We start from the raw sequence: 22186 nt of genomic DNA, 5'->3' as shown, positions 1-22186 counted from the left end.
GGTCCCGGCCTACGCCGGGATGACGATAAGAAAAGCCGAGGCTACTCCAGGCTTCCTAAGCGTGCAGGCAAAAAAAAGCCCCCGCTAACGGGGGCTCTTGGGCCGAGTCGGATGACTCAGGCCGACTTCTTCTTCGGCGCGGCGGCCTTCTTGGCGGCAGCCGGCTTGGTCACGGTGTCCTTCGTGCCGACCACGGCCGGCTGGGCGCTGTGCAAGCGGCTGTTGCCGTAGCTGCCACGATAGGTCTTGCCGCGACGGGTTCTACGATCGCCCTTACCCATGGGGAAACTCCTGATATATATGAAAGTGACGGCCAAACATCGTATCAGTGCCGGCCCAAAGCGCAAGGGTCAGCCTGAATGGAGGCCGCGCCGAGGCGTTTAAGGATGACCGTGACCGGCACAGCCCAGGGGCTCGTCCGGGCACGGGCCCGGATCGATCTGCACGGTGGCATGCTGAATGCCGAAGCGATCGTTCAGTACGTCCTTGATGACTTTCAGCGCCTGCGCACTTTGGCCGTCTTCGTGTACCTCGGCATGCAAGGTCGCCATGCGCGAACCGGAGGCCAGCTGCCAGACGTGAACGTGGTGAACATCGCGGATCGATGCATCGGCATGACGCAGGGTTTCGGTGATTTCGGCGGTATCCATGCCCTCGGGCACGCCCTCCAGCAGGATATGCGCCGAGCGCCGCAGCAGGCCCCAGGCGCTGCCCAGGATAAGCAGCGAAACCAGCATCGAAAGCACTGGATCGGCCCAGTTCCAGCCCAGCCAACGCACCGCCAGCGCAGCCAGTACGGCGGCTACCGAGCCGAGCAAGTCACCCAGCACATGCAAGGTCGCGCCCGCCAGATTGACGTCGTCGTGAGCATGACCGTGGAGCGTGCGCAGAACCACCACGTTGACGGCCAGGCCAATCAACGCCACCACCAGCATCACACCGGACAGAATCTCGCCCGGGTGGAACAGGCGCATGATCGCCTCATAGGCGATAAAAGCGACCAGCACGAACTGCGTCAGCGCATTGACGAAACCGGCAAGTACCTCCAACCGCCCATAACCATAGGTGCGCCGCGCATCGGCCGGACGCTTGGCCAGCCATGCGCCGACAACGGCAAGCAGCAAGGCTAGCGAGTCGACCAGCATATGTCCGGCATCCGCCAGCAGCGCCAGCGAGCCGGACCAAAAGCCGCCAAAGGCCTCGGCGACCATCATCAGTACGGTCAGGACAAAGGCAAACAGCAGCTTGCGTTCACGACCTGCGCCGGCTGCGGCACCGTGATCATGGTCGTGGTGCGCATGATCGTCATGGTCGTGCGAATGCGCGTGTGTGGAGTTCATAGGTGTGAATGCTAGGAAGCGAGTGCGTCGTTACACAATCACGACGCATGGAACGCTAAGCATCAATGCGCATGACCATGATGCGCATGGCCCAGTTGGCGATCCAGGCGCAAGTTGACGAAATGCCCTGCCGCCAGCAGAAAACCACCGCAGGTCACCATCACGCTGTGCAGCATGATCGAGTAGTGTTCGGCGAAAGTGACGCCAATGATCAGGAGGATCAGCCCGGGCAAGGCGAGCAACAGCGGCAGCGGACGACGATGGCGGCGATAACCGTTGCCGAGCGCAAACATGGCCAGAGCACTGGCGAACAGCACAAAGCCCCGCTCGAACTCATGACTGCCCAGGAAGCTCAGGCCAATGAGCGGCAGGAAGGCGAGCACGAACGGCAAGGCCGCACAGTGGATTGCGCAAAGAAACGACGCCGCCGCACCAATGCGATCGGCAATCGACCATAACCGGGTTTTGCTTTCTTGCTCGGAGGCCATCGGGGATTGGGCAGCAGAAGCAGTAGGGGATAACCGATATGTTATATTGTAACAAGCAAGAAAGCCATACCTCTGACGGTAGCGCGCCATCGCCCTCCCGTCGAGCAGCCCGCACGCTCAACAGGCTATAACCGATCGCATAAAAAAGGCGCGATGCCTTACATCGCGCCTCCGCCTGTTTAACGTTGGACCCGCCTCAACTCTTGCGGCAGTCCTTGCACACGCCGTGCACTTCCAGCGTTTGCCCTTGCGCGCGGAAACCGAAGGCCCTGGCCTGCGCGTCGATCAGTTCGGCAACGCGCTCGTCGCAGACTTCCTGCGCACTCGAGCAGACATCGCAGATCAGGAACGGCACCTGGTGCGCCTCGGCCGGATGATGGCAGGACACGAAGGCATTGATCGACTCGAGCTTGTGGATGAACTGATGCTCGAGCAGGAAATCCAGTGCGCGGTACACCGTCGGCGGCGCGGCATTGCCATGACGCTCGCGCAGTTGATCGAGCAGGTCATACGCCTTGATCGGCTTGCCCGCCGCCGCGATCAGTTCGAGGACTTCCTTACGCAGCGGCGTCAGACGCAGCCCGCGCTCTTCGCTGGCCTCTTCGACGGCGCGCACGAAGCCGGCTGCGTCATCGTGATGATGATGCCCATGGCTATGGTCTTTACTGGTTGCGCTTTGAGTCAATGCATTCACCTCGACGCGGATCATAGCACCGGCGGTTATAAGGGCTCGTTCAGCTGCCTTTTAGGCGCAGCGGGGGCGGTTCGGCCCGCTTCTTGACTGGGCGCAGCACGACAATCCAGCCGATCGGGCCCAGCAAGGCCGCCAGCCAGACGCCTTGCCAAAGCCGGCCGCGCCACCAGCCCAGGATCGCCCCGACCACGATAAAGGCCACGCTCCACCAGAACAGCGAAGCCCATGGCACCAGGTACATCAGGTTGAAAAAGACTTTCCAGAACGCGCCAGGGTCGTCGGGATCGACGCCCTGCATGGCACGACTCAGCAGCTCATCCATGCAGCGCCTCGCCCGATCCATGTCGTACGAGGCGCCATGAACGCATCGCGATCAGCCCCGGGCCTTGGCGATCGCCACATCGATGCGCGCAAGCGCTTCCCCGCGGCCAGCCAGATAAACCGTGTGGTCGATCGACGGCGAGACCTGCGTACCGGTCATCGCCACGCGCAACGGCTGGGCGATCTTGCCCATACCCAGCGCCAGCGACGTGGCGACCTGTTCGACCACGCCGTGGATCGCGGCAGGTGTCCATTCGGTCAACGCGACCAGGCCGGCACGCGCCGCCTCCAGCACGCCGATGGCGCTATCGTTCTGCAGATGCTTGGCCACCGCCTTGTCGTCCCACTCGACGATCGGGCCGTACCAGATCTTCGCGCGCTCAGTCATTTCCTTCAGCGTCTGCACGCGATCGCGCAAGGCGACGATCACATCGGCGGGCGCCGGGCCCTTGCTGAAATCGACACCCGCGCGCTCGAGATGCCAGGTGAACTCCGGCACGATCGACTCGGGCGTATCGGTCTTGAGGTAATGCTGGTTGAGCCAGGCGAGCTTTTCGACGTCGAAGCGCGAAGCGGCCTTGTTGACATCGCCGATATCGAACAGCCTGACCATCTCCTCACGCGAGAAGATTTCCTGGTCGCCATGCGACCAGCCCAGCCGCACCAGGTAATTGAGCAGCGCATGCGGCAGGAAGCCGGCGTCGCGATACTCCATCACGCTGACCGAGTTGGTGCGCTTGGACAGCTTCTTGCCTTCCTGGTCGAGGATCATCGGCAGGTGCGCGAACTCCGGCACGGCGGCACCGAGCGCATGATAGATATTGATCTGGCGCGGCGTGTTGTTGACATGATCGTCGCCGCGGATCACCTCGGTGATGCCCATGTCGATATCGTCGACGACCACGGCGAAGTTATAGGTAGGCCAGCCGTCCGAGCGAAAGATCACCAGATCGTCCAGCTCGGCATTAGCCCACTCCACCCGACCCTTGACCTTGTCGTCGAACACCACCGTGCCTTCGAGCGGGTTCTTGAAACGGATGACCCGGTTGGGATCGTCGCGCAGGGGCTCGTTGCGCTCGCGGTAATAGCCGTTGTAGCGCGGCTTCTCGCCACGCGCCATCGCCGCCTCGCGCATCGCCTCGATCTCGTCTTTGCTTTCGTAGGCGTAATAAGCTTTACCGGCAGCGAGCAGTTCGTCGGCGACCTGCTTGTAGCGGGCCAGGCGATGCGTCTGATAGATCGGCGCCTCGTCAGCATCCAGCTCCAGCCAATGCATCGCGTCGAGAATCGCCTTGACGGCTTCGTCCGTCGACCGCTCGCGGTCGGTATCCTCGATGCGCAGCACGAACTGGCCGCCGCGGCGGCGCGCTTCCAGCCAGCAATACAAGGCGGTGCGTGCACCACCGATGTGCAGGAAGCCGGTGGGACTGGGGGCAAAGCGGGTGCGTACGGTCATCAGGATGTCTATGGGGAGCGCAAGGTGAATGGTGGATTTTAACGGATATGGCCGCGTTCTCCGTAGCCAGCTGATAATCATGGCGACGCTATGTCTGGCCACGCCGGCCTGGGCCGATGACGAGCCCAGCTACGACCGGCCCGGCTATGGCTTTGCGCCAAGCGCCCTGGGACGCGGCGGTTTTGCCTATGAACAGGGCCTGCCGACCTGGACGCTGAGCCACGATGACGGCGTGCGCAGTAGCCAGTACACCACCGACAGCCTGCTGCGCATCGGCCTGGGCGCCAACCTGGAGCTGCAGCTGGGCAGTTCGCCATTCAACCGGCTGAGTCAGAGCGGCCAGGGGAGCTCACAGGTGAGCTACGGCCATGGCGACAGCTCGCTGGGGTTGAAGCTCGGCCTGCCCTCCTCCGATCCGAACTGGAGTTGGGCTCTGTTGGGCACGGTCGAATTCACCGATGGTGCCCGCGACATCCGCAATGATCGCCGTCAGTACACGCTGGGGCTTGCCGTGCAGCAACAGGTGGACGACAAGCAACAGTGGAGTTATTTCGCTCAGGCGCAGCAGATGGGCGGGCAAAGCAACTTCATTGCCGCCGCCGACTACAACTATGCGATCACCAAGGCCTGGGGCGTGTATGGCGAGATCGCGGGACTGCATGGCGACGGGCAGAACGGCATGCAGATCGGCAACGGCTTTACCTGGTTACCGAATCCGCGCCTGCAGTTCGACGTTTCATGGCGCCGGCGCATCGCCGGACATGCCAACGATTGGGAAGGCGGATTGGGCGTGGCGATCTACTTCGGCCGCTGATCCGGGCGCGCAAGCGACGCGGCAAACCCATCCACGATCATGCGTACGCCACGCTCGAACCGCTCGTCGTAGCCATCGAACAGATCCGCACCGATGCTGCGGGTGAGCGGAAATCGCTCCGCATCCACTCGTTGCTCGCGCGCTTCCAGCGCATAACGCGGATCGCGTTCGCCGGTGGGCGACAGCACCGCCTGCTGCTCCAGCGTAAAACCGATCACATAGCTGTAGACGGTGCCCAGGCAGGCGGTCGCGTCCGACGGCGCAATGCCTTCTCCCTGGAAAGCTTCAAGGATTCGCTCCATCGGCTGATACAGGCTGCCATCGCGCATGTGCGAGCCGCCGACCATGCGGGCGCCATCGCGATAGCGCAGCAAGGCCGCACGCAAGGCCAGACTGAAATTCAGGCAACCGGCGCGCCAGCCCTTCGGCGGACCGTCATTCACCAGACCGGGAACCAACCCTGCGAGCACCTCGGTCGCCATCTCGTCGATCAAATCCTGCTTGCTCTTGAAGCGCCAATAGAGGCTGGGCGCCTTGACGCCCAGTTCGGCGGCAATGCCACGCAGGGTCAGTCCTTCCAGGCCTACCTCGTTCAGGAGCTTCAATCCGGCCTGAACTACCGGTTCGCGTGCGACTTTCATGGCGCCTCTAACGTTGTTAGTCAATGTCTAACCGTGTTAGATTGTACAGACTAACAATGTTAGATTGGAGTCGACGATGCATCCCTTTACGCCGGAAGTACTGATTGTTGGCGCAGGCCCCACCGGCCTCACCCTGGCCTGCGACCTGGCCCGCCGCCACATTTCGTTCCGCCTGATCGATGCCGCCCCGGAGCCGTTCCGCGGCTCGCGCGGCAAGGGCACCCAGCCGCGCAGCCTTGAAGTGCTTGAGGACCTGGGCGTTGCCGAAGAGCTTTTGCGCGATGGCCGCTTCCACCTGCCGATTCGCTTCTATCGCGCCGACGGCGGCCACGAGGACACGGATCTGCATGCCGGCCGCCATCCGCGGCCCGATGTCCCCTATGCATCGTCGATGCTGATTCCCCAGTGGCGCGTGGAGAAGGCGATCCGCGAACGCATGCTGGCACTCGGTGGGCAGGTGGAATACGGCGTATCCCTCACGGCGGTCGAGCAGGACCTCGATGGTGTGACAGCTACACTCACGCATGCCGATGGCCGCACCGAGCAGGTGCGCAGCGCTTATGTGGTCGGTTGCGATGGTGGGCGCAGTACAACGCGCAAGCTGGCCGGCATTGCCTTCGATGGCGAGACCATCGAGACACATCGCATGCTGGTTGGCGACGTCAGCGCCACCGGTCTGGACCGCGATCACTGGCATACCTGGCGTGGCAACGACGGGTTTGTCGCACTGTGTCCCCTCCCCGGCACACAGCAGTTTCAATGTCAGGCAAGCATTGGACCGGCTTTTGACGAGGAACCGTCGCTCCAGGCATTCCAGCGCATCGTTCAGGAGCGCAGCGGCCGTACGGATATCGTGCTGTCCGACCCCACCTGGATGTCGCTATGGCGCGCCAACGTGCGCATGGTCGATCACTACCGTGTCGGCCGGCTGTTCCTGGCCGGCGACGCGGCGCATGTACATTCCCCCGCGGGCGGCCAGGGGATGAATACCGGTATCCAGGATGCGTACAACCTGGGCTGGAAGCTGGCTGCGGTGCTTCGTGGCGCCGATCAGGCACTGCTCGATAGCTACGAAGAAGAGCGACTGCCGGTGGCCCAATGGCTGCTGGGGCTGTCGAGCAAACTGCATCTGCAGACCTTCAACGATCAGCGCATTGCCGGCAGGCGCGATGAAGAAACCTTGCAGCTAGGGATCCATTACCGCCATGGGGCGCTAAGCCGCGAGCTGCGCATGGAACCTGGCTCGCTGCGCGCCGGCGACCGTGCGCCGGATGCGCCCGGCTTGCGCGATGCGCAGGGAGAGCATCGTCTGTTTGATCTTTTCCGTGGCCCTCACATTACCGTGCTGGCTTTTGGTGAGGGATGGGATGCGATGCTCGAAGCGTTGCGTGTGCGCCATGGCGATGCATTGAACATCGTGGCCATCGGCGATGGGCTTGCGGATACCGCAGGCTATGCAACCGCCGCTTATGGTGTGGATGGAAGCGCGCTGTTTGTCGTGCGCCCTGATGGCTATATCGGGCTGGCTACTCAGGATCGATCGGCTTTGCCGGTAGAGCAGTACTTGTCGCTGCTGCTGGCGTGATGCTTGGAGCGTGGGAGGTTGAGGGCCTAAAAGCCCCCTTACCCCAACCCTCTCCCCCGGCAAAGCCAGGGGAGAGGGAGCTGATTGAGGATGCCTCAGTGTTTCTTCACTTGCGAAACCTGCCCCCTCTCCCCTGGCTTTGCCGGGGGAGAGGGTTGGGGTGAGGGGGCCGGGTGCTCGCCAAGACCTCTCCCACAGAAGACCGCAACGTTACTTCACATGCACCGTGATCTTCTTCGAAACGATCGCCGGGTCGAACGGGATATGGTTCTCGTCGGCCAGCTCCAGCTGCAGCGTATGCGTGCCGGGCGCCAGCTTGATCGTGGTTTCGGTCTGGCCGTTGCCGAAGTGCAGGTGCGTGTCGTCTTTGGGAATCGGCTGGCCGGCGGTCGGCAGTTCCTTCACGTCGACCAGCAGGTGGTGATGGCCGGTCCCTTCCTTCTTGACGCCCGCGGGTGCCACGCCCATGCCCTTGAGGCCAAAGACGACGGTCACCGACTGGCCGACGGTGGCACCGTCCTTGGGCGAGACAATATAGACCTCTGCACCGGCCGGCGCTTTGGTCACCGGAAGGCCAGGAGCATCGGCGGCAAAGGCCGCCGCAGTAAGCGAGGTCAGCGCCAGGGCAAACAGGATGCGTTTCATCGAGAGACTCCAGGTGATGTGGGGGAGAGGCTATGGAGTGTAATAACCCTGCCATGGCAAAGCCGGCCCGTACGCCCGCTTATTTGTAACTGCCGTGACAGCCGTCACCACTATGTAACCGGGACGCCATGCCTGCGCAATGCCCTGCGACGAATCTACGCCGGGCCAGCGACCGAAACTTCCTAATGCGCATCGGCATTGTCAGCGAGACTTATCCACCCGAAATCAACGGCGTTGCACTGACCGTGCATAGTCTCGCTGCCGGCCTTGCCGCGCACGGACACAGCGTCGACCTGATTCGTCCCCGCCAGTCGACGTCTTTCGACGACGAGCCCGGCATCGATACGCTGGAAGTCCGCGGCGCGGCCCTGCCACGCTACCCGGGCCTGCGTTTTGGGCTACCAGCCGGCCGACATCTTCGCCAGCGCTGGAGTCGACAGCGTCCGGACGCGATCTATGTGGCCACCGAAGGCCCGCTTGGCTGGTCGGCCGTACGCGCCGCCAAGAGCATGGGCATCCCTGTCGCCACCGGCTTTCATACCCGCTTCGACACCTATGCCGATCACTACGGCGTCGGCTTCCTGACGCCGATGGTGCGCAACTACCTGCGCAACTTCCACAATCGCGCATCGGCCACCCTCGTGCCGACCGATGCGCTCGCCAACGAACTGACCGCGCTGGGCGTATCGACCGCGCGCCTGCTGCGCCGCGCGGTCGACACGCAGATGTTCAATCCTGAATATCGCGATGCTTCCCTGCGAGCCAGTTGGCAGGTCGACGAAACAACGCCAGTGGTGCTGTACGTCGGACGTATCGCTGCTGAAAAAAATCTGGATCTCGCCGTGCGCAGCTTCCGCGCGATCCAGCAGCGCGTGCCGCAAGCGCGCTATGTGTGGGTCGGCGACGGTCCGGCGCGCGAAGCGCTGCAGCGCAACCATCCCGACTTTATTTTTGCCGGCATGCTGCGCGGCGAAGCCCTGGCGCGGCATTACGCCAGTGCCGACATGTTCGTCTTCCCCTCGCTCAGCGAAACCTTCGGCAACGTGATTCTCGAAGCGCTTTCCGCCGGCCTGCCGGTCGTGGCCTATGAAGAGGGTGCTGCCCGCGAGCACCTGTTCACCGGCGTCAATGGCCACTGCATCGCCAGCGGCAACGAGACCGCCTTTATTGAAGCGGCGGCCACGCTGGCCGCTCAGCCGAAACAGTTGCACATGCTTGGCAAGACCGCGCGCGAAAGCGTGATCAATCTTTCTCCGGAAGCAGTCATCCGCGAATTCGAAACATTGCTGCGCCGACTCGGTGAGGAGAACGCTCATGAGCACCACGCCGCTGCCGCCGTCTGACGCACTGCCGCGGTTCGCCATCGACCGGCGGCTTTGCGTCGCCGCGAATCATTGGGGTGCCCGGCGGGCCGTCGGCGTGTTCTTCGGCATCATCAGCCGCCTGGGCGATGGAGTGTTCTGGTATTCGCTGATGCTGCTGCTCGCCCTGGTCGACGGCCGTCATGGCCGACTCGCCGCCTTGCAGATGGCCGCGACCGGGCTGACCGCGTTGATGCTGTATCGCTTGCTGAAGCGCTGGACACGGCGCCCGCGCCCCTTCCGCAATTGCCCGGGCGTCATTGCCCACGTGCCGCCGCTCGATGAGTTCAGCTTTCCCTCCGGCCACACGCTGCAAGCCGTCGCGTTCACCGTCGTCGCGCTGGCCTGGTACCCCGTGCTTGCGCCATTGCTGCTGAGCTTTACGGTGCTGGTCGCCGCATCGCGCGTGATTCTCGGCCTGCATTATCCGAGCGACGTGCTGGCTGCCATCGCGATCGGCAGCGGTCTGGGCAGCTTGTCGCTGTATGTCTCCTCGCTGATGTAATTCGCGCGCTGTGCAAAGTTTGCGCAGCGCGTCAGTGTTGCGAGCGACGTCAACGAGATAGACCACTTTTCCACAGGTTTACCTGTGTGACATCCACAAACGCTGTGGACAAGTCGCTGCTGCGCGTAGCGTGATGTGCTCACGCAGTGATCAGCGTGTAGCAAGTCGTTGTTGGTAAAGCCATGAATCGTGCTTGTCCACAGGCTTACCCAAGCATCATCCACACATGCTGTGGACAACTTGCAACGACTTCGGGGAGTCTCGAAAAACCCACCTACCCGTCATCCCGGCGAAGGCCGGAATGACGATTGGGAGGGGTTTATGGAGCTCTCTTCAATCGCGGCATACAGGCCGCGGTCGCGACTGAAGTCGCTCCTACAAATGACCTGTGGTGTTCACGCAGTGATCAGCGTGTAGCAAGTCGTTGTTGGCAAAGCCATGAACTGCGTTTGTCCACAGGCTTACGCCCACGACATCCGCAGCGGCTGTGGACAACTGCGCAAATGAAAACGCCCTCGCCGCGAACGGCGAAGGCGTCGATACCACCACGATGATGTGGTCGATCAGGCAGCGCGCGGCGCCTTCATCAACAAGCCCAGCACATCGGCCAGCTTGTCACGCATTTCGCGACGATCAACGATCATGTCGATGGCACCGTGCTCGACCAGGAACTCCGAACGCTGGAAGCCTTCGGGCAGCGTTTCGCGCACGGTCTGCTCGATCACACGCGGGCCGGCAAAGCCGATCAGCGCCTTCGGTTCGGCCACGTTGAGATCGCCCAACATGCCCAGGCTGGCCGAAACGCCACCGGTGGTCGGATGCGTCAACACGCTGATATAGGGCACGCCGGCATCGCGCATGCGCGCGAGCGCGGCAGAGGTCTTGGCCATCTGCATCAGCGAGAACAGCGCTTCCTGCATGCGTGCACCGCCGGTGGCGGAGAAGCACACCAGGGCACTGCGATCGGCAAGCGCACGTTCGGCGGCACGAGTGAATTTCTCGCCCACGACCGAGCCCATCGAACCGCCCATGTAGTTGAACTCAAACGCCACCGCCATCAGCGGACGTCCCTTGAGCTTGCCGCTCATCGCCAGCAGCGCGTCTTTCTCGCCGGTGGACTTCTGCGCGGCGACGATGCGGTCGCGGTATTTTTTCGAGTCGCGGAATTTCAGCGGATCGGTGGGCTCCATGCTGGCCCACAACTCCTGCGCACTGCCTTCGTCGAGGAAGGCATTAAGACGCGCACGCGCCTCTATGGCATGGTGATGCCCGCACTTGGGGCAGACCATCAGGTTACGTTCCAGCTCCGGCCGATACAGCACCGCACCACAACCGCCACATTTCTCCCACACACCTTCGGGCACCTTGCCCTTACCAGCGGCGGAGTTCTGCGCGCGCTCGCGCGGAGTCATGATTTTTTGCAGCCAGTTCATCGCAACACCTCAAACGTTCCGGGCCGAAACGACCCGGAAGTCGTTTCAGTGTGCATCCAGCGCCGTGCGGATCGGGTGCAGGAACTCCCGCGCTCGCGTGGCGACCTCGTGAGCCGTCGCCGCCCCTGAGAGCCGGTCGACCAACGCACTGCCGATCACCACCGCATCGGCAAAGCTAGCGATCTCCTTGGCGCTTTGCGCATCGCGCACACCAAAGCCTACCGCCACCGGCGTCTTGGCGCGGCTCCGGATATCGGCCACGCGGGCAGCGATATCGCGGGTGCTCAAATGGCCCGCGCCGGTGATGCCGGCAAACGAGACATAATACAGGAAACCCTCCGCGGCCCCGCATAGCTGCGCCATACGCGCGGGTGCGGTGGTCGGCGCGGCCAGCAGGATCTGCTGCAAGCCGGCGTCGCGCAAGGGCTGGAGCACAGCGGACTCTTCCAGCGGGCAATCCACCAGCAGTACGCCGTCGACCCCGGCGGCCTTGGCTTCGGCGGCAAAACGCCCGTAGCCGTGAATCTCGACCGGGTTCAGATACCCCATCAACACGATCGGCGTATCGGCATCGCGCTGGCGGAACTCGCTGACCCAGCCGAGCACCTGCGCCAGACCCACGCCCTTGGCGATGGCACGCTCGCTGGCGTGCTGGATCACCGGGCCATCGGCCATCGGGTCGGAAAACGGCACGCCCAGCTCGATCACGTCGGCACCGGCTTCGACCAGCGCATGCATCAGCACGACGGCGTGTTCGGGCGACGGATCGCCCGCCGTGACGAAGGGAATCAGCCCGGTGCGGCCGGCTTGCTTGAGCGCGGCAAAGCGGCGATCGATACGGCTCATACCTCAACTCCTTCACGCGCAGCAATCGTGTGCACGTCCTTGTCGCCACGGCCGGACAAATTGCACAGCACGATCTGGTCCTTGCTCATGCCGCGCGCCAGCTTGATCGCCTGCGCTACGGCATGACTGGATTCGAGCGCAGCCAGAATGCCTTCGGTGCGCGCCAGCAGATGGAATGCTTCCAGTGCTTCGTCGTCGGTGACGCCGACATACTCCGCACGGCCGGCATCTTTCAGAAAGGCATGCTCGGGCCCGACGCCCGGATAATCCAGGCCGGCGGACACCGAATGCGTCTCGATGATCTGACCGTCGTCGTCGCACAGCACATAGGTGCGATTGCCGTGCAGCACACCGGGACGGCCCGCGGCCAGCGATGCGGCGTGGTGACCGCTGGCAATGCCCTCGCCCGCCGCTTCGGCACCGACGATACGCACGTCCTTGTCGTTCAAGAACGCGTGGAACAGACCGATCGCATTCGAGCCGCCGCCGACGCAGGCAGTGAGTACATCAGGCAAGCGGCCGTATTGTTCGAGCATCTGCGCACGCGCTTCACGTCCGACGATGGCGTTGAAATCACGCACCATCAGCGGATACGGATGCGGCCCCGCCACCGTGCCGATGATGTAGAAGGTATCGGCAACATTCGTCACCCAGTCGCGCATGGCTTCGTTGAGCGCATCCTTGAGCGTTTTCGAACCGGACGTCACTGGCACCACTTCGGCACCCAGCAGCTTCATGCGATAGACATTGATCTTCTGCCGTTCGATATCCACGGCGCCCATGTAGACCACGCACTTCAAACCGAGCCGCGCCGCCACCGTCGCGCTGGCCACGCCATGCTGCCCCGCACCGGTCTCGGCGATGATGCGCGGCTTGCCCATGCGCTTGGCGACCAGGGCCTGGCCGACGGTGTTGTTGATCTTGTGCGCGCCGGTGTGATTGAGGTCTTCGCGCTTGAGCAGGATGCGCGCGCCGCCGACGTGACTGGACAAACGCTCGGCGTGATAGATCGGGCTGGGTCGGCCAACGTAGTGCTTTAGGTCGCGGTCGAGCTCGGCAATGAATTCCGGGTCGTCGCGCAAGCGCAGATAGGCCTCGGTCAACTCGGCCAGCGGCGCCATCAGCGTCTCGGCGACGTACTGCCCGCCAAAATCGCCGAAACGGCCGTGTTCGTCGGGCCAGTGATGGAAATCTTCGATCTTGGGCATCGGCCTTTCCTGTGCAAAAAACTGTCGTTAACTACATCGATCTGCATATTAGATGCTTATCCCAGCTCGATGAAAAGCGATAAGATCTCTGCAATCTGTCAGAAAAACTCACCAATGGCCGATCGCGACCTGCCCCCGCTGAATGCGTTGCGCGCCTTCGAGGCGACCGCCCGGCTGGAAAGCGTAAGCCGGGCCGCGCAGGAACTGCATGTGACCCATGGCGCGGTCAGCCGGCAGTTGCACGCACTGGAAGAAGCGCTCGGCAGGCCTTTGCTGGTGCGCCAAGGGCGTGGTATCGCCTTGACCGCGGCGGGTCAGCAATTGCGCGACAGTGCTGTCGCCGTATTCGGGCAACTGCGCGAGGATTGGGCCGCATTGCGGCAGGACGATGCACGGCCCTTTGTACTCGGTTGCCCAAGCAGCCTGCTGGCGCGCTGGGTGATCCCACGGCTGGATCGCCTGGGCCGGGACCTGCCTGGTTTCACGCTGCACCTGTCCGCTCAGGAAGAGCCGTTTTCGCCGACCCTCGCCGGCCTCGATGCTGCATTGATGCTTGCCGGCGCACCGTTCCCTCCCGGCTGGCGCATCCATGGGCTGGCGCCCGAGCGTATTGGCCCGGTGCTCAGTCCGCGCTATGCCGGCTATGCCGCGCTGAAAGATCAGCCGGCCGCATGTCTGCAGGACGAACCCTTGCTGTATACCGCTTCGCGACCGCAAGCCTGGCCCGAATGGGCAGGCAACGCCGGGCTGGCGGTAGAGTGGCTGCATTTTGGCGCGGGCTTCGAGCACCTTTACTACCTGCTTGAAGCGGCGATTGCCGGGCTGGGCGTGGCGATCGCGCCCGAGCCGCTGGTCGCCGACGATCTTGCCGCCGGCCGCCTCGTTGCTCCGTGGGGATTCGCGCAAACATCCGCCCGTTGGATCCTGGCGTTACCGCAACGCGCGAGCGATGCGCGCAGCGCGGCGCTTGTCGCCTGGTTGCGGCGCGAGCTGGAAACTCACAAATAACGGCGAATGGTTTCGAGCAACTTGGCCGACTGATCGGCATCCAGGTCACCCAGCGCGCCACGGCGCGCTTGCGGGATATGCCCGGCAGGATCTTCGTCGCCGAAGACATAGTGATCGAACAGCACGCGCCATGCTTCGCGCTCGCTCGGTGGCAGCGACTTGTACAACAGGATCGCATGCAGCAGGCCGCCCAGACGCGTCTGCGGAACCAGCCCGTTGCCACTCTCGCGCTTCCACCAGTAATTGACCAGCGCGTTGAGCTTTTTCAGCGACGCCACGTGGTGCCACCACATCGGCGGGATATAGATCGCGTCACCCGGCTCGAGATCGGCGACGACAGCGTTCTGAAGCGCCAGCTTGAGTCGCGGATAACGCGGATCGTCGGGACGATCCAGTCGCGCCATGCTGATGGCCGCACCGGTGGGCGCGTAGTCGAGCGGGCCGATGTAGAGATTGCCGATCTGCTCCGGCGCGAACAGCGTGAAACGCCGTACGCCGCATACGACGCAGGCAATGTTGTGATACTCGTCGAAATGCGCCGGCGTGGTCACGCGATTGCCGATCCAGATGCGAGGCTTGATCTGCTCACCCAGGAAAGGCACGGCGTGCTGATCGAGAAACCCCGGCAGGCAGCCGGCAATGGGGGCGCTCTGCATCGCCACACCGGGCGCATCGTGGTCGTCCAATGTCAGCAGCTTGTTCAAGCCCTGCGATACGGAAGCGCGATGGTGCTCGAAATTGAAGCCGGCACCGTCGGCGCTGTAACCGATGGCACCCTCTTCACTGGCCGGCATGACCAGGGCATCGACCGGCGTGCCGTTGTCGAAACCGGCCAGCATCCTGGCAAAGGCGACGTCCGACTGCGCAGCCGCCGCGACAATCGGCCAATCCTTCACCAGGCCACGAATGACCAGCGGACGTTCGCGCGCGACGATACGTTCCAGCGCATCGTCCTGGCCGGTGAAGCGGAACTCTTCCATCGCTGAGGGCATGGGCTACCTGGGCTACGCAGCGGCACGAGCACGCATGCTAGCGTGCCCGCGATGGCTCAGCCATCCGCGTTGCGTACGGCCCGGATAAAGCTTTCAAGCTTATGCGCGTCCTTGATCCCGGGCGCCGACTCGACGCCGCTGGACACATCCACCGCCCACGGCCGCGCAATACGCACGGCCTCGGCGACATTGCCCGGTGTCAGGCCGCCGGCGAGTATCAGGGGCTGCGTGAGATTGCGCGGCATCGACGACCAGTCGAAGGTCTTGCCACTACCGCCGGCCTCGCCCAGGCCATGCCCGTCGAGCAGCAAGGCTGCCGCGCGCGGATAGTCACCGAGGCTTTCGGGTACGCCAGTGGCGCCGCCCATGGCGATCGCCTTGAGATAGGGCCGTCCGAACTGGGCACACCAGGCCTCCGATTCGCTGCCGTGAAACTGCAGGTAGTCCGGCCGCAGACTGTCGTTGACGGCGTCGACGTCCGCGGCGTCATCGTCCATGAACAGCGCCACCACGTGCACGAACGGCGGCAGCACTTCGCGAATCGCCTGCGCCTGCCCGAGCGTAACCCGACGCTTGCTGCGCGCGGTAAAGACCACGCCGATCGCATCGGCTCCAAGCCTGGCCGCGAGCAAGGCGTCTTCAGGCCGGGTCATGCCACAGCATTTGATTCGAGTCCTCATGACTGACTTACCTCCTTGGGCAATGCCCAGTGCGCTTCGTAGCGCGGGCCTAAAAAGGTCAATCCCGACGATGGCGCCGTGGGACCGGCCACTTCGCGATCGCGCCCAGCCAGCAGCTCGGCCATCCATTCGACCGGCTGCTCGCCACGTCCGATCGGTAACAACGAACCGACGATATTGCGCACCATGTGATGCAGGAACGCGTTGGCCTCGATATCCATGATCACCTGTTCGCCCTCCCTATGCAGACTGACAGCGATCAATTCGCGACGCGCATGTGCAGCCTGACAGGACACCGCGCGAAAAGCCGTGAAGTCGTGCTCGCCAATCAACGCCTGCGCCGCCTGATGCATCCGCAGCGCATCGAGCGGGTGCCGCTCCCAGGTGACATAGCGCGCGTCGAGTGCGGCACGCACCGGGCGATTGAGGATGCGATAACGATAGCGACGGCTGCGTGCGGAAAAGCGTGCATGAAAATCGTCCGGCACGACCTGCGCCCACAGCACCGCGACGGTGGACGGCAGGTTCGAACACGCACCAAGCACCCAGCCACGCGGATCGCGCGTCACCTCGGTGTCGAAATGCACTACCTGGCAACGGCCGTGCACGCCTGCGTCGGTACGACCGGCGCAAGTGACTTCGACCGGATGCGCGGCAACGAAGCTCAGCGCCCGCTCCAGCGCTCCCTGCACGGTCGCGCCATGGCTCAGGCGCTGCCAGCCGGAGAAGTCGGTGCCGTCGTATTCGACGCCCAGGGCGATACGCATGGGAACTACGCTTGAGTACATGAGGGGTGACTAGGTTAACAGGCCGGTATGTGCAGCCGGACGGGTATCCATGAGCAGATCATGATCAAGCCGTACTAAGTACTTGTCGGTAAAGCATCGAATGTGGCTTTTCCACAGGCTTACCAAGGTGGCATCCACAGTGGCTGTGGAAAACTGGGGCGAGATTTTAGAAGCCCCCCTCACCCCAGCCCTCTCCCCCGGCAAAGCCAGGGGAGAGGGAGCTGACTGAGTCAAACCTTAGTATTTCGCACTTGCGCAACTTGACTCCCTCTCCCCTGGCTTTGCCGGGGGAGAGGGCTGGGGTGAGGGGGCGCAAGAGGCGACGCGAAGCGAGCCTGCCGCTCGATCTCACACATAAAAAAAGCCGGCTTAGAGCCGGCTTTTTTACATTCAACGCATCAGATCAATGCAGATCGTCAAGCAACCGCTGGGCCGTATCCTTCTGCATCTGCGTACCTTCGTGCAGCACTTCTTCGAGCATCGCACGGGCGCCATCGGGATCGCCCATGTCGAGGTAGGCACGCGCCAGATCGAGCTTGGTGTCGATCGGGTCGTCGCTGAAGCTGCCGATCTCGTGCGACGGATAACTGTCGTGCGAAAGCTCGTCGTTCTCGTGCGCATGGTGGCCCGTGCTCGCCGGCTCCGCCTGCAAGGCATCGTCCTCGGCAAATTCCCAGCTCGAATGCGACTGCGCCGTATCGACCAACGGTGCCGTTTCGTGCTGTGGAATATCACGCGGTTCGTGCGCAACAGGCGGCGCGATCGGGTGCGGCGTCAGGTTGAAATCGAAGTGGTACTCGCTCACCTTCTGGCTCGGAATCGGCGGCGGCATCACCGGTGCGGCCGGCGTGTTGCCCGAGGCGTACTTGTCCAGATCGAAGTGATGCAGCGCGGCGCGCTCGTCATCGCCCAGCACCTGGCCGGCGTGGCCGTTGGCGAACAGCGGGTGGTTCGGCACCAGGTCTTCGCCCATGTGCACGACATCCTGCCACTCCGGCTGCTGCGAGTCGGTGATGTGCGCGTGCATCGCTTCGGCGGCGGCCTCGAAATGCTCCACGTCGCGGCGGCTGTAGTACAGGCTCACCAGCTCCAGGTGCAGGCCAATGTCGTCCGGGTGCTCGGCCAACTGGTCGAGCAGTTCTTCCTGATCGATATCTTCTTCGCCAAACGGCGGCGCCGCGCCGAAGCGATCGGCCAGCGACGAACCGCCGCCGACGGCAGCGACCGCAGGCGCAGCCTTGCGACGGCGCAACAGCGCGAGCAAGGCGAGCAGCACGACCAGGCCCGCGCCTGCTGCCCACGCCCAGGTCTGCATGAACCAGGGCTCTTCTTCGACCGGAGGCGGCGTTACCGGCTTCGGCGTCGGCTTGACGGCGGGCTTGACCGGCGCGGCCGGCTGACTGGCCACCGGTTGCGTGGTGGCTGCATGGGCCGGCGTGTTTACTGCCGGCGTCACGGCCGCCGTGTGCGTCGTGGCGGCGGCGGCCGGTACCGGCGGCGTGATGGCCGCGGGCGTCGTGGCCGGCTTGGCAGGCTGCTGCGAAGCGGCCGTCACGATGGTCTTGTTTTCCTCGACCGGCGCCTTGACCGGCGCGGCCGCGGGCATGCCGGCCGCCTTGCGCGCATCGGCGAGCTTTTGCTGCAGCTCGGCGATCTGGTTGTCCTTCAGCGCGAGCAGACGCTCGTTCTTGCTGTTGATGTCTTCGAGGTCTTTCAGGCGCGACTTGAGCTCGTTGCCCTGCTGTGCGAGGGAAGTGAGCTGCTCCTGGCTACGCTGCAAGTCCTGATGCAATGCGCTGACGTCGGCCTTGCTGGTCTTGCCGCCTTGACCGCCGTCCTTGGCCGGGACCAGGGCCAGGTGATCGCCGCTCGTGCTCTTGGTCGGCGAGGTCGTCGCATTCGCGCGCGTGCCGGCATCGGCCACGCTGGTCGGGTTACGAGCGGCACCGGAGCGCCAATCGCTGTTCTGGCGCTGAACCTCGGCCAGGGCAGCGGCAGCGGCTACGGCATTGGCTTCGTCCTTGGTCGGCACGCGCAACACCGCGCCGGTCTTGAGCGCGTTGATATTGTCGCGATAGAACGCATCCGGGTTGGCCTGCTTGTAGGCCATCAGCAACTGGTTGATATCCACACCGCCCGTCAGCGACTGCTTGGCGATACCGGACAAGGTCTGGCCACGCTCGACCGTGACCTTGCCGCCGTCGGCGGCCGTACTGGCGGCGCTGGCGGCTGCATGCTTGGGCTGGGCGGGTGCAGGTGCGGGAGCTGCGGCCGGGGCAGCCGCGGCACGCGTGCTGCGCGTGGGCGCGGCGGCATGGCGAGAGCTAGGCGCACTGGCCGCCGGAGCCTGGGTGACGGCGCCGGCCGGCGGGTCCAGCAGCACGGCGAACTCACGCACGCTCTTGCTGCTGCCCGTATTCAACTCGACCAGAATGTCCAGGTAGGGGTCATTGACCGGCGCGCTGCTGGTCACGCGGATCAGCTTCTGACCACCGCTACCGTCCACGACGGCAAATTGCAGCAGCACCTGCGGCGCTACCACGCCAGCACGAGAAAAGTCCTCGGCGGAGGCCAATTGGGCGGTCAGGTGATCGAGCTCACCGGCATGGTCCGGCTTGATCGGAATGTCCGCCACCAGGGGCTGGCCAAGTGCAGACTTGATCTGGATCTGTCCCAGTTCCAGCGCTGCCGCCTGGCTGCTGCCAAGTGCCAGCGCCAGCAACATCGACAGCTTCAACGAACGATTCATCGTTTGGTTCCCCCGAACGGCCCCGTGACCTTTTTTATAGCCAACCACCCAAGACGGTGGCATGACGAATGTGGCGCCACTTTAGTTAGATATAAGCCAATCAACAATAGCTGTGGCCAATGTTTACAACGCATTGCTGCGGTCGGTTCTCACTGCCGGGGGACTTTAGTGCCCCTGCCCCTTGGTCGCCTGGACCTCTTTCAACTGCCGCCGCAGGTCCTCGATCGCCTGGTCCTGCTGCTGCCCGCGCTGGGCTGCGGCACGGCTTTTGGCCTCTTGCTGGGCCACGTCCTGCTGCAGCTGCTGGACCTGGGCGCTTTGCTGGTCGAGCTGGCGGTCGAGCTTGGCTTTTTGCTTGCCCGCCTGGGCCGGCGGGTTGTCACCGGCCATCGCCGCAGCGGCGATCAGGCAGCCGATAGAGAGGGCGATGGCACGGCGAACGATCATTACAGGTAGTCCTGGATCAGAATTTCGGCGACCTGCACGGCATTGAGCGCCGCGCCTTTGCGGACATTGTCGGCAACGACCCACAGGTTGAGGCCGTGCTCATGCGAAATGTCCTCGCGGATGCGCCCGACGAAAACCGGGTCCTGCCCGGCCGCGTCGCCGACCGGTGTCGGATAGCCGCCGGGCTTGCGCTCGTCCTGCACGACCACGCCTTCGGCCTGCTCCAGCAGCGCACGCGCCTGCTCGGCGGTGATCTTGTCGCGCGTCTCGATATGCACGGCCTCGGCATGTCCATAGAACACCGGCACGCGCACCGCCGTCGGGTTCACCTGGATCGACTCGTCTTCGAGGATCTTGCGCGTCTCCCACACCATCTTCATTTCTTCCTTGGTGTAGCCGTTGTCCTGGAAGTCGTCGATCTGCGGGATCACGTTGAAGGCGATCTGCTTGGGAAACTTGCTCGTCTCCACTTCCTGGAAGGCCAGCAAGGCAGCGGTTTGCTTGCCGAGTTCTTCCATGCCCGAACGGCCCGCGCCGGACACGGACTGGTAGGTCGCCACATTGATGCGCTCGATGCCGACGCTGCGATGGATCGGCGCCAGCGCGACCAGCATCTGCATGGTCGAGCAATTGGGGTTGGCGATGATGCCGCGCGTGGTGTACTGCGCGATCGCATGAGGGTTCACCTCACTGACCACCAGCGGGATATCGTCCTGATAGCGGAACTCGGAGGTGTTGTCGATCACTACCGCGCCAGCCGCGGCGGCGCGTGGCGCATGCTCGCGGCTGACCGAGCCGCCGGCCGAGAAGAAGGCGATATCGACGCCGTCGAAATCGTAATCGGCCAGGTTTTTCACCACGATCGATTTGCCGCCAAAGGTGATTCGTTCGCCGGCCGAGCGCTCGCTCGCCAGCGGCACCAGTTCGCTGATCGGAAAGTCGCGCTCGGCGAGAATCGCCAGCAACGTCTCGCCCACGGCGCCTGTCGCGCCGACCATCGCCACCTTGTAGCTGCTCTTCTTGCTCATGTTCCGTTATCGATAGGGGTTCGGAGGCCGCCATCACGACGCCGACGTCCGCAACTGCGGAAATCTAGCTGGGATAGCGGGTAAAACAACCGACAACACGCCTGCGCGTGAATGTCGTCACGCTTTGCAACTATTCCGGGTCGTTAATCTGACCAGTTCGCCATGACCTCTGGATTAAGCGCGGTCGGCGGATGCCTGGCCGACTCGCCCAGACCCAGCGCGGCCAGCACATTGTCCGCCGCCAGCCGGGCCATGGCGTGGCGCGTATCTTCGCTGGCGCTGGCAATATGCGGGCTCAGCACGACATTGTCCAAATCCAGCAGCGTCGGATGCACCGAGGGCTCGCCCTCGAAGACATCCAGGCCAGCGGCAGCCAGCCGCTTCTCGCGCAAGGCCACGGCGAGCGCCGCATCGTCGACGATACCGCCACGCGCGATATTGACCAGCACCGCCGAGGGCTTCATCTGGGCCAGCTCGGGCGCACCGATGGCGTGTCGGTTGGCCGGGGTGAACGGCAGCACCAGGATCAGGTGATCCGACTCGCGCAGCAGTTGGGCTTTCTCGACCCAGCTGGCGCGGCATTCGCGCTCGGTCTGTTCGGGCAGATGGGAGCGGTTGTGGTAGAGCACGCGCATATCGAAGCCGGACGCGCGCCGCGCGATCGCCTGCCCGATCCGCCCCATGCCCAGGATACCCAGCGTCTTGCCGTGCACGTCGACGCCCAGCCAGTCATCGAAGCGCGTGGCGCTGCCGGGCCAATGTCCCGCTCGCAGCCAACGCTCGCTCGCACTGACCCGGCGTGCGGCTGCAAGCATCAGCGCCCAGGCGTAGTCGGCCACGCTTTCGTTCAGCACATCGGGCGTGTTGCTGGCGAGCACACCGGCCGCGGTCATCGCCTCGACATCGAAATTATTGAAGCCCACGCCGAGGTTGGCGATCACCTTCAGGCGCGTATTGCCTTCGAGCACGCCAGCATCGACGCGCTCGGACAGGCCCAATATGGCCCCATCGACATCGGCGAGTTTTGCTTTCAGCTGTGCCGGGGTGCGTGTGCCTTCGACGGTTTCCGCTTCGAGGTCAACATATTCGGCCAAGTGCGCCAACACATCGGGAAACAGCGGGCGCGACACCCAGACCTTGCGTTTTGTACTCATCGT

The 22186-nt window shown here is 63.7% G+C and carries 23 protein-coding genes; 5 read left to right on the top strand and 18 right to left on the bottom strand.

The features are described 5' to 3' along the window. Positions 1–116: 116 nt before the first annotated feature. From QMG46_RS11715 to gltX, 6 genes are all read right to left on the bottom strand, one after another. Positions 117–281, bottom strand: a complete 165-nt coding sequence (locus QMG46_RS11715) for a 30S ribosomal protein THX (protein WP_281852696.1) — start codon at positions 279–281, stop codon at positions 117–119. A gap of 99 nt (positions 282–380) precedes the next feature. Then, positions 381–1340 carry a cation diffusion facilitator family transporter gene (locus QMG46_RS11710; RefSeq protein WP_281852695.1) on the bottom strand — a complete coding sequence of 320 codons (960 nt, stop codon included), beginning with the start codon at positions 1338–1340 and terminating at the stop codon, positions 381–383. A 62-nt stretch (positions 1341–1402) separates the two neighbouring features. Continuing rightward, positions 1403–1828, bottom strand: coding sequence for a MerC domain-containing protein (locus tag QMG46_RS11705; protein ID WP_281852694.1), 426 nt, complete (start codon positions 1826–1828; stop codon positions 1403–1405). Positions 1829–2024: 196 nt separating this feature from the next. Next, positions 2025–2537 carry a transcriptional repressor gene (locus QMG46_RS11700; protein WP_281852693.1) on the bottom strand — a complete coding sequence of 171 codons (513 nt, stop codon included), beginning with the start codon at positions 2535–2537 and terminating at the stop codon, positions 2025–2027. A 25-nt stretch (positions 2538–2562) separates the two neighbouring features. Beyond that, positions 2563–2844 (bottom strand): hypothetical protein, encoded by a 282-nt coding sequence (locus QMG46_RS11695; RefSeq protein WP_281852692.1) that lies wholly within the window; start codon positions 2842–2844, stop codon positions 2563–2565. Between the two features lie 51 nt (positions 2845–2895). Then, a complete protein-coding gene (gene gltX, locus QMG46_RS11690; protein ID WP_281852691.1) occupies positions 2896–4299 on the bottom strand; it encodes a glutamate--tRNA ligase in 1404 nt (467 codons plus the stop codon). Positions 4300–4378: 79 nt separating this feature from the next. On the opposite strand from gltX, the gene QMG46_RS11685 reads away from it, so the two are divergent. Beyond that, entirely contained in the window at positions 4379–5113 is a 735-nt protein-coding gene (locus QMG46_RS11685) for a transporter (protein WP_281852690.1), read from the top strand. Here QMG46_RS11685 and QMG46_RS11680 read toward each other — a convergent pair. Continuing rightward, entirely contained in the window at positions 5098–5754 is a 657-nt protein-coding gene (locus QMG46_RS11680) for a TetR/AcrR family transcriptional regulator C-terminal domain-containing protein (protein WP_281852689.1), read from the bottom strand. The genes QMG46_RS11685 and QMG46_RS11680 overlap by 16 nt on opposite strands. A 76-nt stretch (positions 5755–5830) precedes the next feature. Here QMG46_RS11680 and QMG46_RS11675 point away from each other — a divergent pair, with 76 nt between their 5' ends. Beyond that, the gene (locus QMG46_RS11675) at positions 5831–7339 is read left to right on the top strand and encodes an FAD-dependent oxidoreductase (protein WP_281852688.1); all 1509 of its coding nucleotides are present in this window, start codon (positions 5831–5833) and stop codon (positions 7337–7339) included. 210 nt (positions 7340–7549) lie between these two features. Here the strand turns inward: QMG46_RS11675 and QMG46_RS11670 are convergent, their stop codons facing one another. Beyond that, on the bottom strand, positions 7550–7984 hold the full coding sequence (locus QMG46_RS11670; RefSeq protein ID WP_281852687.1) for a DUF4399 domain-containing protein: 435 nt from the start codon (positions 7982–7984) through the stop codon (positions 7550–7552). Between the two features lie 185 nt (positions 7985–8169). Here QMG46_RS11670 and QMG46_RS11665 point away from each other — a divergent pair, with 185 nt between their 5' ends. Both QMG46_RS11665 and QMG46_RS11660 read left to right on the top strand, forming a co-directional pair. After that, on the top strand, positions 8170–9327 hold the full coding sequence (locus QMG46_RS11665; RefSeq protein ID WP_281852686.1) for a glycosyltransferase family 4 protein: 1158 nt from the start codon (positions 8170–8172) through the stop codon (positions 9325–9327). Continuing rightward, entirely contained in the window at positions 9299–9850 is a 552-nt protein-coding gene (locus QMG46_RS11660; RefSeq protein WP_281852685.1) for a phosphatase PAP2 family protein, read from the top strand. The genes QMG46_RS11665 and QMG46_RS11660 overlap by 29 nt, the downstream gene beginning before the upstream one ends. Positions 9851–10413: 563 nt before the next feature. Here QMG46_RS11660 and accD read toward each other — a convergent pair. From accD to trpB, 3 genes are read right to left on the bottom strand one after another with little or no spacing between them, the layout of a single operon-like run. Next, on the bottom strand, positions 10414–11283 hold the full coding sequence (gene accD, locus QMG46_RS11655) for an acetyl-CoA carboxylase, carboxyltransferase subunit beta (protein WP_281852684.1): 870 nt from the start codon (positions 11281–11283) through the stop codon (positions 10414–10416). A 45-nt stretch (positions 11284–11328) separates the two neighbouring features. Then, complete coding sequence (trpA, locus tag QMG46_RS11650) at positions 11329–12129, bottom strand: tryptophan synthase subunit alpha (RefSeq protein WP_281852683.1); 801 nt, start codon at positions 12127–12129, stop codon at positions 11329–11331. Then, on the bottom strand, positions 12126–13337 hold the full coding sequence (gene trpB / locus QMG46_RS11645) for a tryptophan synthase subunit beta (protein ID WP_281852682.1): 1212 nt from the start codon (positions 13335–13337) through the stop codon (positions 12126–12128). Before trpB ends, trpA begins: the two co-directional genes overlap by 4 nt. 114 nt (positions 13338–13451) lie before the next feature. Between trpB and QMG46_RS11640 the strand changes: the two genes are divergently transcribed. Beyond that, on the top strand, positions 13452–14345 hold the full coding sequence (locus QMG46_RS11640) for a LysR family transcriptional regulator (RefSeq protein WP_281852681.1): 894 nt from the start codon (positions 13452–13454) through the stop codon (positions 14343–14345). On the opposite strand, the gene QMG46_RS11635 is transcribed toward QMG46_RS11640, so the two are convergent. From QMG46_RS11635 to QMG46_RS11605, 7 genes are all read right to left on the bottom strand, one after another. Continuing rightward, a complete protein-coding gene (locus QMG46_RS11635) occupies positions 14336–15337 on the bottom strand; it encodes a cupin-like domain-containing protein (RefSeq protein WP_281852680.1) in 1002 nt (333 codons plus the stop codon). The two genes, QMG46_RS11640 and QMG46_RS11635, sit on opposite strands and share 10 nt — an antisense overlap. Positions 15338–15393: 56 nt before the next feature. Further along, on the bottom strand, positions 15394–16017 hold the full coding sequence (locus QMG46_RS11630) for a phosphoribosylanthranilate isomerase (protein WP_281852679.1): 624 nt from the start codon (positions 16015–16017) through the stop codon (positions 15394–15396). Next, on the bottom strand, positions 16014–16784 hold the full coding sequence (truA, locus tag QMG46_RS11625; protein ID WP_281852678.1) for a tRNA pseudouridine(38-40) synthase TruA: 771 nt from the start codon (positions 16782–16784) through the stop codon (positions 16014–16016). The genes QMG46_RS11630 and truA overlap by 4 nt, the downstream gene beginning before the upstream one ends. 424 nt (positions 16785–17208) lie before the next feature. Beyond that, a complete protein-coding gene (locus QMG46_RS11620) occupies positions 17209–19554 on the bottom strand; it encodes a motility hub landmark protein FimV (RefSeq protein ID WP_281852677.1) in 2346 nt (781 codons plus the stop codon). A gap of 165 nt (positions 19555–19719) precedes the next feature. After that, on the bottom strand, positions 19720–20001 hold the full coding sequence (locus QMG46_RS11615; RefSeq protein ID WP_281852676.1) for a hypothetical protein: 282 nt from the start codon (positions 19999–20001) through the stop codon (positions 19720–19722). Further along, positions 20001–21029 carry an aspartate-semialdehyde dehydrogenase gene (locus QMG46_RS11610; RefSeq protein WP_281852675.1) on the bottom strand — a complete coding sequence of 343 codons (1029 nt, stop codon included), beginning with the start codon at positions 21027–21029 and terminating at the stop codon, positions 20001–20003. The genes QMG46_RS11615 and QMG46_RS11610 overlap by 1 nt, the downstream gene beginning before the upstream one ends. A 143-nt stretch (positions 21030–21172) precedes the next feature. Continuing rightward, complete coding sequence (locus tag QMG46_RS11605) at positions 21173–22183, bottom strand: 2-hydroxyacid dehydrogenase (protein ID WP_281852674.1); 1011 nt, start codon at positions 22181–22183, stop codon at positions 21173–21175. Positions 22184–22186 lie beyond the last annotated feature (3 nt).

This window comes from Dyella sp. GSA-30 (assembly GCF_027924605.1).
GTDB lineage: Bacteria > Pseudomonadota > Gammaproteobacteria > Xanthomonadales > Rhodanobacteraceae > GSA-30.
Note: the sequence above shows the minus strand (reverse complement) of the source record. Positions and strands in the feature narration are given on the sequence as shown.

Bases quoted from the DNA above. Each gene is read 5' to 3' on its own strand.
- QMG46_RS11685 (WP_281852690.1), top strand. From the start codon at position 4,379: ATGGCGACGCTATGTCTGGCCACGCCGGCCTGGGCCGATGACGAGCCC.
- QMG46_RS11660 (WP_281852685.1), top strand. From the start codon at position 9,299: ATGAGCACCACGCCGCTGCCGCCGTCTGACGCACTGCCGCGGTTCGCC.
- trpA (WP_281852683.1), bottom strand. From the start codon at position 12,129: ATGAGCCGTATCGATCGCCGCTTTGCCGCGCTCAAGCAAGCCGGCCGC.
- QMG46_RS11620 (WP_281852677.1), bottom strand. From the start codon at position 19,554: ATGAATCGTTCGTTGAAGCTGTCGATGTTGCTGGCGCTGGCACTTGGC.
- QMG46_RS11670 (WP_281852687.1), bottom strand. From the start codon at position 7,984: ATGAAACGCATCCTGTTTGCCCTGGCGCTGACCTCGCTTACTGCGGCG.
- QMG46_RS11665 (WP_281852686.1), top strand. From the start codon at position 8,170: ATGCGCATCGGCATTGTCAGCGAGACTTATCCACCCGAAATCAACGGC.
- QMG46_RS11700 (WP_281852693.1), bottom strand. From the start codon at position 2,537: ATGATCCGCGTCGAGGTGAATGCATTGACTCAAAGCGCAACCAGTAAA.
- QMG46_RS11705 (WP_281852694.1), bottom strand. From the start codon at position 1,828: ATGGCCTCCGAGCAAGAAAGCAAAACCCGGTTATGGTCGATTGCCGAT.
- QMG46_RS11675 (WP_281852688.1), top strand. From the start codon at position 5,831: ATGCATCCCTTTACGCCGGAAGTACTGATTGTTGGCGCAGGCCCCACC.
- accD (WP_281852684.1), bottom strand. From the start codon at position 11,283: ATGAACTGGCTGCAAAAAATCATGACTCCGCGCGAGCGCGCGCAGAAC.
- QMG46_RS11640 (WP_281852681.1), top strand. From the start codon at position 13,452: ATGGCCGATCGCGACCTGCCCCCGCTGAATGCGTTGCGCGCCTTCGAG.
- QMG46_RS11635 (WP_281852680.1), bottom strand. From the start codon at position 15,337: ATGCCCTCAGCGATGGAAGAGTTCCGCTTCACCGGCCAGGACGATGCG.
- QMG46_RS11710 (WP_281852695.1), bottom strand. From the start codon at position 1,340: ATGAACTCCACACACGCGCATTCGCACGACCATGACGATCATGCGCAC.
- QMG46_RS11630 (WP_281852679.1), bottom strand. From the start codon at position 16,017: ATGAGGACTCGAATCAAATGCTGTGGCATGACCCGGCCTGAAGACGCC.
- QMG46_RS11605 (WP_281852674.1), bottom strand. From the start codon at position 22,183: ATGAGTACAAAACGCAAGGTCTGGGTGTCGCGCCCGCTGTTTCCCGAT.
- truA (WP_281852678.1), bottom strand. From the start codon at position 16,784: ATGCGTATCGCCCTGGGCGTCGAATACGACGGCACCGACTTCTCCGGC.
- gltX (WP_281852691.1), bottom strand. From the start codon at position 4,299: ATGACCGTACGCACCCGCTTTGCCCCCAGTCCCACCGGCTTCCTGCAC.
- QMG46_RS11680 (WP_281852689.1), bottom strand. From the start codon at position 5,754: ATGAAAGTCGCACGCGAACCGGTAGTTCAGGCCGGATTGAAGCTCCTG.
- QMG46_RS11715 (WP_281852696.1), bottom strand. From the start codon at position 281: ATGGGTAAGGGCGATCGTAGAACCCGTCGCGGCAAGACCTATCGTGGC.
- QMG46_RS11695 (WP_281852692.1), bottom strand. From the start codon at position 2,844: ATGGATGAGCTGCTGAGTCGTGCCATGCAGGGCGTCGATCCCGACGAC.
- QMG46_RS11610 (WP_281852675.1), bottom strand. From the start codon at position 21,029: ATGAGCAAGAAGAGCAGCTACAAGGTGGCGATGGTCGGCGCGACAGGC.
- QMG46_RS11615 (WP_281852676.1), bottom strand. From the start codon at position 20,001: ATGATCGTTCGCCGTGCCATCGCCCTCTCTATCGGCTGCCTGATCGCC.
- trpB (WP_281852682.1), bottom strand. From the start codon at position 13,337: ATGCCCAAGATCGAAGATTTCCATCACTGGCCCGACGAACACGGCCGT.